This is a genomic window from Kocuria sp. KH4, assembly GCF_053711175.1.
The window spans coordinates 21,970-37,490 of sequence record NZ_JBSJYX010000002.1; the positions used below are offsets into that span (position 1 = coordinate 21,970).

General features: G+C 74.5%; 14 protein-coding genes and 1 pseudogene. 7 read left to right on the top strand and 8 right to left on the bottom strand.

The annotated features are described in order from the left end of the window. The first annotated feature begins 28 nt into the window (after positions 1–28). Together ACWCOM_RS02225 and ACWCOM_RS02230 are read left to right on the top strand one after the other, a co-directional pair. Positions 29–973 (top strand): energy-coupling factor ABC transporter permease, encoded by a 945-nt coding sequence (locus ACWCOM_RS02225; RefSeq protein ID WP_454547107.1) that lies wholly within the window; start codon positions 29–31, stop codon positions 971–973. Between the two features lie 210 nt (positions 974–1,183). Next, positions 1,184–2,206 carry a zinc-dependent alcohol dehydrogenase family protein gene (locus ACWCOM_RS02230; protein WP_454547108.1) on the top strand — a complete coding sequence of 341 codons (1,023 nt, stop codon included), beginning with the start codon at positions 1,184–1,186 and terminating at the stop codon, positions 2,204–2,206. A gap of 45 nt (positions 2,207–2,251) precedes the next feature. Here the strand turns inward: ACWCOM_RS02230 and ACWCOM_RS02235 are convergent, their stop codons facing one another. Together ACWCOM_RS02235 and ppgK are read right to left on the bottom strand one after the other, a co-directional pair. Then, the gene (locus tag ACWCOM_RS02235) at positions 2,252–2,743 is read right to left on the bottom strand and encodes a nucleoside deaminase (RefSeq protein ID WP_454547109.1); all 492 of its coding nucleotides are present in this window, start codon (positions 2,741–2,743) and stop codon (positions 2,252–2,254) included. An 80-nt stretch (positions 2,744–2,823) separates the two neighbouring features. Further along, positions 2,824–3,681, bottom strand: a complete 858-nt coding sequence (gene ppgK, locus ACWCOM_RS02240; RefSeq protein ID WP_454547110.1) for a polyphosphate--glucose phosphotransferase — start codon at positions 3,679–3,681, stop codon at positions 2,824–2,826. A gap of 184 nt (positions 3,682–3,865) precedes the next feature. On the opposite strand from ppgK, the gene ACWCOM_RS02245 reads away from it, so the two are divergent. Together ACWCOM_RS02245 and ACWCOM_RS02250 are read left to right on the top strand one after the other, a co-directional pair. Then, positions 3,866–5,215, top strand: coding sequence for an MFS transporter (locus tag ACWCOM_RS02245; protein WP_454547111.1), 1,350 nt, complete (start codon positions 3,866–3,868; stop codon positions 5,213–5,215). A gap of 13 nt (positions 5,216–5,228) precedes the next feature. Further along, entirely contained in the window at positions 5,229–5,942 is a 714-nt protein-coding gene (locus tag ACWCOM_RS02250; RefSeq protein WP_454547112.1) for a sulfite exporter TauE/SafE family protein, read from the top strand. A gap of 7 nt (positions 5,943–5,949) precedes the next feature. Here ACWCOM_RS02250 and ACWCOM_RS02255 read toward each other — a convergent pair whose 3' ends face one another. From ACWCOM_RS02255 to ACWCOM_RS02265, 3 genes are read right to left on the bottom strand one after another with little or no spacing between them, the layout of a single operon-like run. Continuing rightward, a complete protein-coding gene (locus ACWCOM_RS02255; RefSeq protein WP_454547113.1) occupies positions 5,950–6,729 on the bottom strand; it encodes a DeoR/GlpR family DNA-binding transcription regulator in 780 nt (259 codons plus the stop codon). A 32-nt stretch (positions 6,730–6,761) separates the two neighbouring features. Beyond that, complete coding sequence (pdxA, locus tag ACWCOM_RS02260; protein ID WP_454547114.1) at positions 6,762–7,805, bottom strand: 4-hydroxythreonine-4-phosphate dehydrogenase PdxA; 1,044 nt, start codon at positions 7,803–7,805, stop codon at positions 6,762–6,764. Then, on the bottom strand, positions 7,802–9,037 hold the full coding sequence (locus tag ACWCOM_RS02265) for a four-carbon acid sugar kinase family protein (protein ID WP_454547115.1): 1,236 nt from the start codon (positions 9,035–9,037) through the stop codon (positions 7,802–7,804). The genes pdxA and ACWCOM_RS02265 overlap by 4 nt, the downstream gene beginning before the upstream one ends. Positions 9,038–9,177: 140 nt before the next feature. Here ACWCOM_RS02265 and ACWCOM_RS02270 point away from each other — a divergent pair, with 140 nt between their 5' ends. Both ACWCOM_RS02270 and ACWCOM_RS02275 read left to right on the top strand, forming a co-directional pair. Continuing rightward, entirely contained in the window at positions 9,178–10,155 is a 978-nt protein-coding gene (locus tag ACWCOM_RS02270; RefSeq protein ID WP_454547116.1) for an aldo/keto reductase, read from the top strand. Positions 10,156–10,273: 118 nt separating this feature from the next. Then, positions 10,274–11,044 carry an HpcH/HpaI aldolase family protein gene (locus ACWCOM_RS02275; RefSeq protein WP_454547117.1) on the top strand — a complete coding sequence of 257 codons (771 nt, stop codon included), beginning with the start codon at positions 10,274–10,276 and terminating at the stop codon, positions 11,042–11,044. A gap of 50 nt (positions 11,045–11,094) precedes the next feature. Here the strand turns inward: ACWCOM_RS02275 and ACWCOM_RS02280 are convergent. From ACWCOM_RS02280 to ACWCOM_RS02290, 3 genes and pseudogenes are all read right to left on the bottom strand, one after another. After that, positions 11,095–11,745 (bottom strand): annotated as a pseudogene (locus tag ACWCOM_RS02280) (SDR family NAD(P)-dependent oxidoreductase); the annotation flags it as partial. Beyond that, positions 11,742–12,941: a sialidase family protein gene (locus tag ACWCOM_RS02285; RefSeq protein WP_454547118.1), complete on the bottom strand. Its 1,200-nt coding sequence runs from the start codon at positions 12,939–12,941 to the stop codon at positions 11,742–11,744. The gene ACWCOM_RS02285 and the pseudogene ACWCOM_RS02280, both read right to left, overlap by 4 nt. An 83-nt stretch (positions 12,942–13,024) precedes the next feature. After that, positions 13,025–14,404 carry an Nramp family divalent metal transporter gene (locus tag ACWCOM_RS02290; RefSeq protein ID WP_454547119.1) on the bottom strand — a complete coding sequence of 460 codons (1,380 nt, stop codon included), beginning with the start codon at positions 14,402–14,404 and terminating at the stop codon, positions 13,025–13,027. 391 nt (positions 14,405–14,795) lie between these two features. On the opposite strand from ACWCOM_RS02290, the gene ACWCOM_RS02295 reads away from it, so the two are divergent. Further along, positions 14,796–15,509 (top strand): sulfite exporter TauE/SafE family protein, encoded by a 714-nt coding sequence (locus ACWCOM_RS02295; protein ID WP_454547120.1) that lies wholly within the window; start codon positions 14,796–14,798, stop codon positions 15,507–15,509. The last annotated feature ends 12 nt before the right edge of the window (positions 15,510–15,521 follow it).

Sequence of the window (15,521 nt, forward strand, 5' to 3'; positions counted from 1 at the left end):
CCGCACGAATCCGAAGGGCGGTTCCCCGATGCACGTTCCGGACCATTTCCTCGACCCGGTGGTCAGCACGACCACGGCCGCCGTGGCGCTCACCGGGGTGTCCGTGGCCGCCTGGCAGGTGCGCCGGCACGCGCCCGCCCACCGGCTGGGCTTCGCCGCGGCGGTCACGGGCTTCGTCTTCGCCGCCCAGATGGTCAACTACGCCGTGCTGCCCGGCACCAGCGGCCACTTCCTGGGCGCCGCCCTCGCCGCGGCGCTGCTGGGCCCGTGGCTCGGCATGCTCTCGGTGGCCGTGGTCCTGGCCGTCCAGGCGCTCGTCTTCGCCGACGGCGGGCTCACCGCCCTGGGCACCAACGTGACGCTGATGGCCGTCGCCGGGGTGGCCGTGGCCTGGGCCGCGGGCCGTGCCCTGACCCGCGTGCTCGGCCGGTCCGCGCCGCGCGCGGCGGCAGGGCTCGGCGCCGCGCTGTCCGTGCCGGCGGCCGCCCTGGTCTTCTCCGGGCTCTACGCCCTGGGCGGCACCGTGCCGGTGGAGGCCGGCGGGCTGGCCGCCGCCATGCTGGGGGTGCACGCCCTGATCGGGCTCGGGGAGGCCGTGATCACCGTGGCCGTCCTGTCCCTGGTCCTGGCCGTGGCCCCCGGCCTGGCCGCCGTGGACACCCGCCCGCCCGCCCCGGCCCGCGCCCGTCGCGGGGTGCTGGGCGTGACCGGCGCGGGGCTGCTGTGCGCGGCCGCGCTCTCCGCGGTGGCCTCCTCCGCTCCGGACGGGCTGGAGTCCGTGGCCCTGGCCTACTCGTTCGCCGAGGCCGCGACGCCGCACGCCCTCGCCGGCGCCGTCCTCGCCGGCTACGGCGAGACCGCCGGTCTGCCGGTGGCCCTGGCCGGGGTGGTCGGGCTGGTGCTGACGGGTCTGCTGGCCGCCGGTGCGGTGGGCGCGCTCACCGCCGGGCGCCCCGCCGCCGTGCGGCGCTGACCCGCCGCTCCCCGTGCGGTCCCCCTGCCGCCCCTCGCCCCGCCGGCGCAGGGGCGGCCTCCGCACGCCGGCGGGCACTTGCCCCACCGGCCGGATCCTGACACGGTCGGCAGACGGCGCCGGTCACCGCACCGCACCACCGCAGGGCGCGGCCGCACCCCGGCACCACACCGCACCAGCCCTGGAACCACTGCACCGAAGGAGCACCCCATGCGCGGAGTCATCATGCACGCCCCCGGCGACGTCCGGGTCGAGGACCGCGAGGTCCCGGCGGTCGTCGAGCCCACCGACGCGGTCCTGAAGGTCGCCGCCGCCTGCGTCTGCGGATCGGACCTGTGGCCCTACCGCGGGGTCGAGGACGTCGACGGGCCCTCCCCGATGGGCCACGAGTACGTCGGCGTGGTGGAGCAGGTCGGCGACGAGGTGCGCACCGTGCAGGTGGGCGACTTCGTCGTCGGGTCCTTCTTCGCCTCCGACAACACCTGCGAGATCTGCCGGGCCGGCTACCAGACCCACTGCGTGCAGCGTCAGCCCGGGGCGGCCACCGGCGCCCAGTCGGAGTACGTGCGCGTGCCGCTGGCCGACGGCACGCTCGTGGCCACCCCGGGTCAGCCCGACCCGGAGCTGATCCCGTCGCTGCTGGCGGCCTCCGACGTGCTGGGCACCGGGTGGTTCGGCGCCGTGGCCGCCGAGGTGGGGCCGGGCAAGACCGTCGCCGTCGTCGGCGACGGCGCGGTCGGGCTGCTCGCGGTGCTGGCCGCGCGGCAGCTGGGCGCGGAGCGGATCATCGCGATGTCCCGCCACGCCGACCGCCAGGCCCTGGCCCGCGAGTTCGGGGCCACGGACGTCGTGGAGGAGCGCGGGGACGAGGGCGTGGCCAGGATCAAGGAGCTCACCGGCGGACTGGGCGCCCACAGCACGGTCGAGGCCGTGGGCACCCAGGAGTCGATGATGCAGGCCATCCGCGCCACCCGTGCCGGCGGCCACGTGGGCTACGTCGGGGTGGCCCACGACGTGGCGCTGCCCGGGGAGGAGCTGTTCTTCTCCGGGGTGCACCTGCACGGCGGGCCCGCCCCGGTGCGCCGGTTCCTCCCGGAGCTGATCCAGCTCATCTGGGACCGGGAGATCGACCCCGGGAAGGTCTTCGACCTCACCCTGCCCCTGGAGCAGGCCGCCGAGGGCTACCGGGCCATGGACGAGCGCCGCGCCGTCAAGGCCCTGCTCACCCCCTGACCCGCCGGCGCCCCGCCCCGCCCGCGCGGGCGGGGCGGCCCCGCGTCAGGCCCAGTAGCCCTCGTGCACCCGGGCGGCCTCGTCCTCGAGCAGCGGGCCGAGCACGGCGATCTCCCGCTGACCGCGGCGCAGCACCTCCCGGCAGGGCAGGTCCAGGGTGGGGTTCTGCTCGTGCGCGCCGGTGAGCGCCAGCAGCGAGGACTCGGCGAGGCCGTAGACGATGCGGCCCACGCCGGTCCAGTACGCGGCGCCGGTGCACATCGCGCAGGGCTCCGCGCTGGTGAACAGCGTGGCGCGGCGCATCTGCTCGGGGCCGATCGCCCGGACCGCTGCTGCCACGGCGCGCAGCTCGGCGTGCTGGGTGGGGTCCCCGTCCGGGGGCAGCGCGTTGTTCCACGCCTCCGCCACGATCTCGCCGTACTCGTCGGCGACCAGGGCGCCGAACGGGTGGTGGCCGGCCTCCCGCGCCGCTGCGGCGAGCTCCACGGCTCGGCGCAGCAGGGCCGTCTCGGCGTCGGTGAGCGGGTTCTCGGTCATGGGTCCAGCCTCCTGCGGGTCGGCGTCGTCGTCCGCTCACCGTAGCGGCGCCGTGCGGACGGCGACAGGCCCCGCGGGAGCTACGGCACCAGGAACCGGCCGAGGTGGGCCTGGCGGGCGGTGCCGATGATGCCGGCCGCGTTGCGCAGCTGCGCGGGCACGGTCCGGGCGCGCAGCCGCAGCTGGGGCAGGAACTGCTGGTGCCGCTCGCTGATGCCCCCGCCCAGCACGATCAGGTCCGGGGCGACGAGGCCCTCCAGGTGGGCGAGGTAGCGCTGGAGCCGGGCCGTGTACGTCGGCCAGTCGAGCCCCTCGGCCACGCGGGCGGAGGCGCCGGCCCAGCCGTCGACGTCCCGGCCGTCCAGGTCCACGTGGCCCAGCTCGGTGTTGGGCAGCAGCTGCCCGTCGTGGAACAGCGCCGAGCCGATGCCGGTGCCCAGCGTGATCATCAGGACGGTGCCGCCCACGCCGCGGGCGGCACCGAAGCGGGCCTCGGCGAGCCCGGCGGCGTCGGCGTCGTTGAGCACGGCGACGTCGCGGCCCAGCCCCTCGCCGAGCAGGTGCCCGGCGTGCCGGCCGAGCCAGGAGTCGTCCAGGTGCACGGCCGAGCGGGTGATGCCGCGGTCGATGATCCCCGGCACGCCCACGCCCACGGGGCTGCGCGGGTCCACGGCGCCGGGCCCGGTGCTCAGCTCCGCCAGCGCCGCCCGCAGGGCGGAGACCACGGCGTCCGGCGTGGCGGGGGACGGCGTGAGGATCCGCCGCAGCGGGCCGACCACCACGCCGCGCACCGGATCGACGACGGCGTACTTGATGGCGGTGCCGCCGATGTCCACCCCGATGCGGCGGACATCACCACCGGCCGCGTCGTCGACGGGCGTGCCCTCGACGGGCGGGGAGGTGGGGGTCGCCCGCGGGGACGACGGGGTGCAGGTCATGTCACGGTCCTGGGTCGGGGTCGGCGCGGCGCGCCCACGACAGGGACGCTTGAACGAGAATACAACTGCCCGAGGACAACAGCGGCCCGGCGGGGATCGTTCCCTAGAATCGAGGGGTCCGGACCACCGGCCCCGTCCCCGCAGCCGCCGGGCCGGTGCGCCCCCTCGCCGAAGGGCCTCCCGCATGACCGCATCCGCCCCTGCCCCCTGGCCCGTGCCGCAGCGCACCACCCGCCGCGTGCTGCTCGCCTGCTGGCTGGCCATCCTGGCCGAGGGCTACGACGTCGGCGTGCTCGGCGCCGTGCTGCCCGCCCTGGCGGAGTACCGCGCCTGGGACCTCACCCCGCTGGAGCTCGGCGGCCTAGGATCGTATGCCCTGATCGGCATGCTCATCGGGGCGATGGTCATCGGGACGCTGTCCGACCGGGTGGGGCGCCGGAGGATGCTGCTGGCCTCGGTCGCGATCTTCACCACGATGCAGCTGGGCGCCGCCCTCGCCCCGAGCCCGGAGCTGTTCGGACTCTTCCGGCTGCTCGGCGGGCTGGGCATGGGCGGCATCATCCCGGTGGCCGCGGCCCTCACCATCGAGTACTCCGCCCCGCACCGGCGCTCCTTCAACTACGGGCTCATGTACTCGGGCTACTCCCTGGGCATCCTCGTCGCGGCGCTGCTGGCGCTGCTGCTGCTGCCCACGCTGGGCTGGCGGTGGGTCGTGGGCGCCGGGTTCGTGCCGGTGCTCCTGCTGCCGGTGCTGGCCCGGCTCGTGCCCGAGTCCCTCGAGTACCTGGTGGGCAAGGGCCGGCCGGAGGACGCCGCCCGGGTGGCCGCCCGGCTGGGCGTCGAGCCGTTCGTGCCCGGCCACTGGGCCCCGGCCGAGGCGCCGCGGTCCGCGGGGTGGCGGCAGTCCCTCGCGGCGATGTTCTCGCGCGACTGGCTGCGGCCCACCGTCTTCTTCTGGATCTCCCTGTTCTGCGGCATGGTCCTGGTCTACGGGCTCAACACCTGGCTGCCCTCGATCATGCGCTCGGCCGGCTACGCCCTGGGCCCGGCCCTGACGTTCCTGGTGGTCTTCAGCCTCGCCTCGGCCGCCGGCGGCGTCGCCCTGGGCCGGGCGGCCGACGCCTACGGCAAGAAGCTGATCCTGATGACGTTCTACCTGCTGGGCGGGGTGGGGATCCTGCTGCTGATGTTCCCCAACAGCATCGTGGTCAACTACGTCTTCGTCGCCCTGGCCGGAATCGGCTCGATCTCCACCTCGCTGGTGCTCACCGGCTGGGTGGCCGACTACTACCCCTCCTACGCCCGGGCCACCGCCACCGGGTGGGCGCTGTCCTTCGCCCGGATCGGGGCGATCTCCGGCCCGCTGATCGGCGGCTGGATCGGCTCGATGGCGCTGCCGTTCCAGTGGAACTTCGTCGTCTTCGCCGCCGTGGCCCTGGTGGCCGCCGGGGCCGTGGCGCTGATCCCGCGGACCCCGGGCCCCGGGCGGCCGGGCGCGCCGGCCGCGGACGTGCTCGGCGCCTCCGCCGGGTGAGCGGGGGCGGGCTGTGACCGGGCCGGAGCTCGCCCTGGTGGCGCTCGTGGTGTTCCTGGCGTCCTGCCTCCAGGGCACGATCGGCTTCGGCCTCGGCATGCTGGCCGCCCCGGTGATCGGGCTGCTGGACCCCACCCTGCTGCCCGGCTCCGTCGTGCTGCTCGCGGCGGGACTCACGGTCTTCGGCGTCCTGCGGGACCGCACGGCCGTGGACTTCCGGGGCACCGGGTGGGCGCTGCTCGGGATGGTGCCGGGCACCGTGGGGGGCGCCCTGCTGGTGGTGGTGCTGCCCCCGCAGACCCTGGCCCTCGCGGTGGCGGGCACGGTCCTGGCGGCCGTGCTGCTCAGCGTCTGCGGCTGGCGGCCCCGGCCGCGCCCGGCGGCGGTCGCCGCCGCGGGGGCCGCCTCCGGGCTCATGGGCACGGCCGCGGCCATCGGCGGCCCGCCCATGGTGCTCGTCTGGCACGGCTTCTCCCCGGCCCGGCTCCGCGGCACGATGAGCGCCTTCTTCCTGGCCGGCGCCCTGGTGTCCATCACGGCCCTGGCCGCGGTGGGGTCCATCGACCGGGAGGTCCTGCGGTTCGCCGCCGTGCTCCTGCCGGCCGTGCTGCTCGGCTTCGTCGCCTCGGGCGCGGTGAACGGGCGCCTCGACCGGGCCCGGGTGCGCCGGGTGGGACTGGCGGCCTCCGCCGCCGGCGCCGTGCTGGTCCTCGTGCAGGCCCTGTGACGACCGCTCAGGCCCGGGCGGGCGTGAGGAGCTCCACAGCGATCCCGCGCTGGCGCATCAGTTGCACCTGCTCGGCCGGGGCGTCCGCGTTGGTGACGAGCGTCCAGGGCAGCGGCAGGTCCGCCCACGCGTGGAAGGGACGGGCGCCGATCTTCGCGGAGTGGGCCAGCACGTAGACGTGGGTGCTGCGGGCGGCCATGACCTCCTTGAGCCGGGTCTGCATGTGGTCCGCTTCGCAGATCCCGTGCTCGGCCGTGACGGCGTCGGCCCCGAGGAAGACCCGGTCGAACGTCATGCGGTCCAGGCCCAGCTCGGTGAGCGGGCCGTAGAAGCTCTGGCTGGTCTCCCGCAGGTGCCCGCCCAGGCAGGAGAGGCGGATACCGGGGCAGCCGTTGAGCTCCTGCAGCGTGTTGATCCCGATCGTCGTGACGTCGAGGTCCTGGTGGCTGCGCAGTTCGTGCGCCAGCGCACCCACCGTCGAACCGCCGTCGAGCAGGACGTGCTCACCGGGCTGCACCTGCTTCGCGGCCCACCGGGCGAGGGACTGCTTCTCCTCGTAGGCCTCCCCGACCCGCTGGCGCAGCGAGGCCTCCGGGTGCGGGTCCAGCGGCATCGCCCCGCCGTAGGTCCGGGCGAGCCGGCCCTGCTCGTTGAGCAGGGCCAGGTCGCGCCGGATGGTGGAGGCCGTGACCTCGAAGCGCGCCGAGAGCTCCTCCACCGACGCCAGCCCGCTGGTCTTCGCCAGGTCGTAGATCTTCTCCCGCCTGATCTTGGCCGGCATCGTCATGGGGGCTCCGCTCGTTCTCGGGGACGGCCCGGTCAGCGGGTCGCCATCTCGGCGGCCTGGTGCAGGGCCTCGACCATGCTACGAGAGTCCGCGATGTTCTTGCCCGCGATGTCGAACGCCGTCCCGTGGTCCACGGAGGTGCGGATCACCGGCAGCCCGACGGTGATGTTCACGCCGGCCTCGATGCCGAGGACCTTCACCGGCCCGTGCCCCTGGTCGTGGTACATGGCCACCACCAGGTCGTAGTCGCCGCGCCCGGCCAGGAAGAACAGGGTGTCGGCGGGCAGCGGGCCCACGGCGTCCACGCCGTGGGCGCGCGCGGCCTCCACGCCCGGGGCGATCTTCTGCGCCTCCTCGTCGTAGCCGAACAGGCCGTTCTCCCCGGCGTGGGGGTTGATGGCGGCCACGCCGATCCGCGGCTGCGGGATGCCCGCCCGGACCAGGGCCTCGTGCCCGCGCTCGATGGTGCGCTGCACCAGACCCGGCTCGATCTTCGCCACGGCGTCGATGAGCCCGATGTGCGTGGTGACGTGGATGACCCGCAGCTTCGGGGTGGAGAGCATCATGGAGACCTCCTCGGTCTCCGTCAGGGCGGCCAGCAGCTCGGTGTGCCCGGGGTAGACGTGCCCGCCGGCGTGCAGCGCCTCCTTGTTCAGCGGGGCCGTGCAGATGGCCTGCACCTTCCCGGCCATCGCCAGCTCGGAGGCCACCTTGATGTACTGGTAGGCCGCGTCCCCCGCCACCGGGGACAGCTCGCCCCAGGGCAGGTCCTCGGGCAGCAGCCCGAGGTCGAACACGTTGACGGTGCGGCCGTCGAAGACGGCGTCCTCGACCGCCTCGATGCGGCGCAGCTCGATCGTGCGGCCGATGGTCGCGGCGGCGGCCCGCAGCCGGGAGGCGTCGCCGACCACGACCGGGCGGCACTCGGCGAGGATCGACGCGTCCAGGACGGCGGCCACGGTGACCTCGGGGCCGATCCCGGCGCCGTCGCCCATGGTGACGGCGACGTAGGGGGTGCTCACAGCGGAGTCGTCGTGCTGGGGGCCGGTGGCGACGGCGATGGAGGGAGAGCTCATGATGGGACCTTTCGGGTGGTGTCCTGCAGGACGTGCATGGCGGTGAGGATCCGGAGCAGGCTGTCGGGCGCCCCGTAGCTGCCGGGGCGGGTGGTGACGAGGCGGCCGTCGGCGGCGACGCCGACCACCGCCCCGGGATGGGCCTGGAGCAGCGGGACGAGCTCGGTGACGCCCAGGGCGGCCAGGACGGCCTGGGCCGTCTCCCCGCCGCTGAGCACCAGGTGGCGGTCCGCGTGGTGGCGGAGCACCAGCGCGGTGAGCGCGGCGGTGAGCGCGTCCGAGATGGCGGGATCCACCGCGGCGTCCACGGTCACGGCGACCGTGCCCCGGTGCTCGAGCGGGAACCCGTGGATCTGCTCCGGACGCAGCCGGTGGACGGGCACGCTGGCGGCGGCGAGCTGCTCGGCCTGCCGGCGCGCGGCCGCGCTGGCGGTGCCGAGCACGATCAGCACGTCGGCCCGGCGCGGCTGCGGCGGATCGAGCGGCTGCGGCGCACCGTACGGCTCCGGGGGCGTGCGCGGGCCGGGCGCCCCGAGGCCGAGCTGCCGCCCTAGGGCGGCGGCCAGCCCGGCGGCCCCGGCCAGGACGAAGCCCTGCGCCAGGCCGGCGGCGGCGATCCGCTCGAGGTCCGCGGCGGACTCGGCGTCGCAGACGGCCACCGCGCCGTCGGCGGCCGCCCGCGCCAGGGACTCCGCCAGTCCGGGACCCCGGACCGTGCCGAGGTCCAGGACGCGGGTGGGCGCCGGGGCCAGCTGCGCGGCGACGGTGCGCGCCGGCGGCCGCGGCTCCGCTGCCCACAGCCCGGTCTCGTGCAGGGGCCGGCCGTCCACCTGCAGCACCCCGCTGCGGACCGTGCGGCCCAGCTCCGGGACGGCCGGGCAGAACAGCACCGGGGCGGCGCCCGGCACGGTCTGCAGCTGCGCGCCGATGTGGCCGCGCAGCAACGAGTCGAACTTCAGGAACAGCGCCCGCCCGGGGCCGGTGGGCTGCGCGGTGAGGACGGCGCGCAGGCGGTCCGCTGCCTCGGCGGGCGTGCCGCGCCGGGTGTCGGTGTTGACCACGGTGACCGCGGCGTCGTCGGGCGATCCCGGGCCGGGCGTGAGGCGCACGGTGGCGGACACGGACGGCGCGTCACGCACCGGGTCGCCGTCCGCGTGCTGCGGCAGGGCCGCGAGGACCGCGGCGACCTCGTTGGCGCCGGACAGGTCGTCGGCCAGGGCCAGGACGCGCATGCCACCTCCTCCGTCCGTCGGATCGATCTCGTCTGCGCGTTTCACGCTAAACCAGTTGCGCACTTCGCGCAACCATGACACCGTGAGAGACGCAACAATCGAGTCGTGCAGCACCGCCCACCCGAGGGAGAAGAACCACCATGGAGACCGTCCACCTCACCGGCATCGACCGGCCGATGTCCACGCTGGTGCTGGGCACCATGACCTTCGGCGACACCGTGGGCCGCGAGGCCGCCGCCGCCATGCTGGAGACCGCCCTCGCGGCCGGGATCAACGCCGTGGACACCGCGAACGGCTACGCCGGGGGCGCCACCGAGACCATGCTCGGCGACCTCCTGGCCGGCCGGCTCGACGACGTGGTGCTCGCGACGAAGGCGGGCATGCCCCACCCGGACGCCGGGGAGCACTCCCCGCTGTCCGAGCAGGGCCTGCGGCGCTCGCTCGAGGGCAGCCTGCGGCGCCTCCGGGCCGAGCGCGTGGACCTCTTCTACCTGCACCAGCCCGACCGCCGGGCGAGCCTGGACGAGACGCTGCAGACCGTCGCGGCCCTCGTCGACGAGGGCCGGATCGGCGCCCTGGGCGTGTCCAACTTCGCCGCCTGGCAGATCGCCGAGGTCAACGCCGCCGCGGACCGCAACGGCGCCCCGCGCCCGGTCGTCGCCCAGCAGCTCTACAACCTCCTGGCCCGGCGGATCGAGGAGGAGTACGTCGAGTTCGCCCGGACCACCGGGCTGCACACCATGGTGTACAACCCGCTGGGCGGAGGTCTGCTCACCGGCAAGCACCGCTTCGACGCGGCCCCGCAGGACGGCCGCTTCCAGGGCTCCCGCCTCGCCGAGATGTACCGGGAGCGGTACTGGGACGAGCAGCTCTTCGCCGCGATCGGGGAGCTGACCGCGATCGCCGAGGACGCGGGCATGCCGCTGATCGAGCTGGCGCTGCGCTGGCTCGTGTCCCGGCCGGCCACGGGCTCCGTGCTGCTCGGCGGGTCCAAGCCGCACCAGCTGACGGCCAACCTGGACGTGCTGGCGCGGGGCCCCCTCGACGCCGCCGTCCTCGAGGCCTGCGAGCGCGTGGGGGCGTCCCTGCGCGGCCCGATGCCCGCCTACAACCGCTGAGCACCCCGCGCACCCCGCGCACCGGGCGGGCCCCGCGCACCGGGCGGTCCCCCGCCGCGGCGCCGCCGCGGCACCCCCGGATCCCGAGAACCGATCGAGACGAAAGACAGGCACCGACGTGAACCATCCCGCGACCGACGTCATCCGCAAGGCCAAGAACAAGGAGGTGACCCTGGGGTACTGGTCGGTGCTCGACTCCCCGATCTCCAACGAGCGCCTGGCCATGACCGGCTACGACTACATCGCCCTCGACGGCCAGCACGGCCTCATGGGCTACTCGGGGATCCTGCACAACCTCATGGCGGTCGACGCGGGGCACGGCCCCGCCGGCATCGTGCGGGTCGAGGCCAACGACCCGGCGGTCATCGGCCAGGCCCTCGACGCGGGGGCCCGCGGGGTGATCGTGCCGATGATCGACACCCCCGAGGAGGCCGCGGCCGCGGTGCGCGCCGCCCGCTACCCCGGGACCGGCATGCGCTCCTACGGGCCGATGCGCTCGGGCCTGCGGGTCGGTCCCGTCCCCGCCGAGGCGGATGCCGCCGTGCTGGTCCTCGTGATGATCGAGACCCCGCAGGGCCTGGAGAACGTCGAGGAGATCTGCGCGGTCGACGGCGTGGACGGCGTCTACATCGGCCCCTCCGACCTGTGCCTGGCCGTGGGCGGGCGGTTCCCCAACGATCCCGAGGTGAAGGAGGTCTTCGACGCCGCGATCGAGCGCGTGCTGGCCGCCGCGCGGGCCGCGGACAAGATCCCCGCGATCCACACCCCGGCCGGGGAGGTCGCCCGGCAGCGCATCGCGCAGGGCTTCACGTTCGTCACCATCGCCTCGGACCTCACCCACCTCGAGCAGGCGGCCCGGCAGCACCTGGACGCCGCCCGCGGAAGCTGATCGCCCCGGCCCTCCGGGGTCCGGGCCGGGGGCGCCACCCCGGACACGGTGAGCACCTGGCCGGTGATCGACCGGCCGTGGGGGCCCAGCAGGAAGCCGGTCAGGGCCGCGACGTCGGCCGGGTCGACCAGCTCCCCGAGCGGGGGCACGGCCGGGGGCACGGCCGCGCGCCCGGGGTCGTGGAGCATGGGGGTGTCCGTGGGCCCGGGGGCGACGACGTTGACGGTGATCCGCCGGGGAGCCAGCTCCATCGCCCAGCTGCGGGCCAGGCCGACCAGGGCCGCCTTGGTCGCCGCGTACTGGCTCTTGCCCGCCGCCCCGGTGGCGGTGCGGCTGCCGACCAGCACGATCCGCCCGCCCTCGGCGATCCGCCCGCTGAGCGCGTCCACCAGGGTGGCGGCCGCCTCCACGTGGACGGCGAGCATCTCGCGCAGGGCGCCGTCCTCGAGCCGGCCCAGCGGCTGGGCGCGCTGGAACCCCGCGGCGTGCACCACCGCGGAGAGGCCCTCGACGCCCTCGACGACGGAGCGCAGCCGCTCGGTGCGGGAGAGGTCCGCGGGCAGCCAGGTGAGGTCCCCGGCCAGGTCCGGGCGGCGCCGGCTGAGCCCGGCCACCCGCCAGCCGTCGTCGAGCAGCGCCTGCGCCACGGCGCGGCCGATCCCGGAGCTGCACCCCGTGACCAGGGCGTGCGGGGCGGTCACGGCTCGCTCCGGCCGAGGTCCATGCGCACGTACTTGATGGCCTGCCGGAAGTAGGTGTAGGCGATGTGCAGGGCGCCGTCGGGGCCCTGGTGGATGCTCGGGTAGGAGAACTCCCGGTTCAGCCCCTCCCGGGAGTTGTTGGACAGGCAGTACCCGTCCCCCACGTCCAGGTCGCGCAGCACCTCCCAGCTGCGCCCGTCGTCGTGCGAGAGCGCCAGGGTCATGGGCGCCCGGGGCGTGCCCCAGAACGCGGTGCGCTCGCCGTCCGCCGGCACCGGCTCGACGGCCGCGGCCTGCTCGGGCGCCAGTCCGTCGTCGTCGATCTCGTCGTAGAGGGACAGGCGGCGCTCGGTCGACGCCTCGGCCCGCCGGTGGTTGTAGACCAGCGCGAGCCGGCCGTCGGCCAGGCGGACGTACTGGATGGAGGAGTTGTTGTTGGGCAGCTCCGTGGGGGCGGGCTCGTCCCAGGTCTGCCCGCCGTCGCGGGAGCGCGAGGCGTAGATCGCGTCCGCCCAGCGGCTGCGGAACAGGGCCAGCAGCGTGCCGTCGCCGAGCTCCTGGACGTTCATGTGCACGCACCCGGTGCTGCCCGGCAGCAGCACCTGGCGCCAGGTCGCGCCGCCGTCGTCGGAGATCATCACGGCGCTGTCGTCGTGGTCGCCCACCCACTTGCGCCCGGGCACCGACAGGCAGCGGAAGACGGGGATGATCCACCGCCCGGAGGAGAGCACCACCGGGGGCTGGCGGACGAAGATGCCGCCGGCCTCGCTGGGCGGGAACAGCGTCTCCACCGGGCCCCAGGTCTCGCCGCTGTCGGGAGAGATCCGGCGCCGCACCTCCGCGGTGTCCTGGTTGCCGGCGTGCTGGGCGGTGTAGAGCAGCCACAGGTCGCCGTCGGGGGTGGGGAAGAGGATGGGGTTCTGCTCGGAGCGGGTCGGGTCGTCGGAGAGCTGCCGCGGCGCGGACCAGGCCTCGGCCCCCGGGGCGAGCGTGGAGAACCAGACGCTGATGTCCGGCACGCCCTCCTGGGTGCCGCCGAACCAGACGCAGCCCAGGCGCCCGTCCGGCAGCGTCATGAGGTTGGCCGCGTGGCTCTGCACCGTGGGAGCGGGCAGGTAGGCGTAGGCGAGGTCCTCCTCGGTGCGCAGCCGCCCGTCGGCGGTGATGGTGTCGTAGGTGCCGGTCGTGGTGCTCATGGCAGGGAATGTCCTCTTCTGGTCGGTGCCGGTGGAACGGGCGCTGGACCCCCCGCGGTGCGGGAGGTCCAGCAGGTGGGGCGCTACTCGCCCGAGAAGGCCGTGGCGAACATGTCCGGGATGTTCATCGCGATCTGGAAGCCGACCACGACGGCGATGACGCCCAGGACCGCCAGCAGCGCGGTCTGCCACCACTTGTTCACCGCGTAGTCGGCCATGAACTTCTTGCTGCCGGTCAGGACCAGGATCCCGACGACGATGAACGGCAGGCTCATCACGGTGGCGACGCTGGTGCCCACGATGTTCAGGGCGATGAGGTTCGGTGCGGCGGGAAGGGAGGCCAGCAGCGGCAGGACGATGAAGCCGCCGATCTGGATGCGCTTGAACAGCGGGTCCTGCTCGTCGCGGCCCAGCCACTTCTTGCCCCTCCGGGTGCTCAGGTGGATGCCGTTGACGGCCAGCTGCGCGAAGCCGCGGGACTGCGGGGGGAAGCTGGTCATGGCGGCCAGCAGGATGCACAGCCACAGCAGCGCCGGGCCGAGGGGGCCCACGATGACGCCCATCATCTCGGACAGGTCGCCCTCCGTGTTGATCACGAAGCCGGGGTTGTCGCGGGAGAACTCGGCGGCCACGATCCAGAAGAGCAGGTTGATCACGAGCAGCGGGGCCATGCCGGCGACGAGGTCGAGCTGCTGGATGCGGCGGTAGCGCGGCCCCACCCAGCCCTTGTCCTTCATGAACCCGGAGTAGAGCAGGTTCGGCATGTTGCCGGCGATCGTGCCGATGGTCGCACTGGCCACCACGATGGGCGCGAAGGCGCTGTCCACCGAGTTCGGGGGCATCTCGAAGGCCATGCCGCGGAAGAAGCCGCCGACGTCCATGTGACCCAGCTGCACCAGGGCGTAGACGAACGCCAGGATCATGGCGACCGTCGCGATGCGGGCGAAGTACTCCAGGATGACGAAGGCGCGCTTCCGGGTCACCATGAAGAGCGTCACGCCCATGACCACCAGGGCGCACACGAAGTTGCCCCAGGACCCGCCCCAGGACCCGCCGGTCAGCTGGTACAGCCCGATCGCGGAGGCCTTGAGGAAGGTCGCCTGGATGACGAACCCGGCGATCAGCGCGACCGTGGCCATGAGCCCCGGCAGCCAGGGCAGGATCCGGTGGAAGCCCTCGAGGATCTGGGTGTCCCCGAACCGGTTCATCAGCGTGTACTTGGCGATCGACGAGATGATGAACGCTCGGGCGATCAGGGAGAGCACCAGCGTCCACAGCAGCGCGTAGCCGTAGTTGGCACCGGAGACCGAGGAACTGACGAGGTCACCGGTGCCCAGGAAGGTCATGGCCAGGACGAGACCCGGACCGATGGATGTGATGAGGCCCAGTCCGCGGGGCAGAGGGTGCTGTTCCGGGTAGGGCTGTTGCACAGTGACCGGTGCAGTGGGTGCTTTCGTCGACATGGTCCGCCTCCTCGGGGAACGACACCGCGTGCCGGCGCGGCCGGAGGCCGCCGCACGGGTGATCTCAGATGGTGCGCGACCAGGCCGTGTCGACGTGATGCCGGTCACCTGTTTGCGCGATCTGAGTAAGATGCTGGCACGTCTGCGTGATTCGCGCAACACCTGGATGTGAACTCCACCACGGTGACGTGCGGTGCCTGCGCCCTACCGGCCTGCTGTGATCCTGGAAGTACGCAGGGTACGCGCCTGATAGTGCGCGCGGCTCCGCGGGTTTCCGCGGCAATCAGCGGGAGCACCGGTCACTCGATTGCGCGAAACGCGCATTACTGTCAGAGTGGGGTGCACGACGGCGCCTCTGCGCGCCCGACCCCCTGTGACCGGAAGGCGATCGATGACCGGCGTGGAGCTCGCCCTGGTGGCGCTCGTGGTGTGCGTGGCGTCCTGCCTGCAGGGCGCGATCGGCTTCGGCCTCGGCATGCTGGCCGCCCCGGTGATCGCCCTGCTGGACCCCACCCTGCTGCCCGGCTCCATCGTGCTGCTCGCGGCGGGACTCACCGTGCTCGGCGTGCTGCGCGACCGCACCTCGGTGGACCTCCGGGGCACGGGCTGGGCCCTGGCCGGACGCGTGCCGGGCACGGCGGCGGGCGCCCTGCTGGTGGCCGCACTGCCGCCGCAGGCCCTGGCGCTCACGCTGGCGGGCACGGTCCTGGTGGCCGTGCTGCTCAGCGTCTGCGGCTGGCAGCCCCGGCCGCGCCCGGTCGCGGTCGCCGCGGCCGGGGCGGCCTCCGGACTCATGGGCACGGCCACGTCCATCGGCGGCCCGCCCATGGCCCTCGTCTGGCACGGCTCCTCCCCCGCCCGGATGCGCGGCACCATGAGCGCCTTCTTCCTGGTCGGCGCCCTGATGTCGCTCGCGGCCCTGACCGCGGTGGGGTCCATCGACCGGGAGGTCCTGCGGTTCGCCGCCGTGCTGCTCCCGGCCGTGCTGCTCGGCTTCGCCCTCTCCGGCGTGGTGAACGGGCGCCTCGACAAGGTCCTCGTGCGCCGGGTGGGCCTGGCGGCGTCCACCGCCGGCGCCGTGCTCGTCCTCGTCCAGGCCCTCTGAACAGCGCCGCGG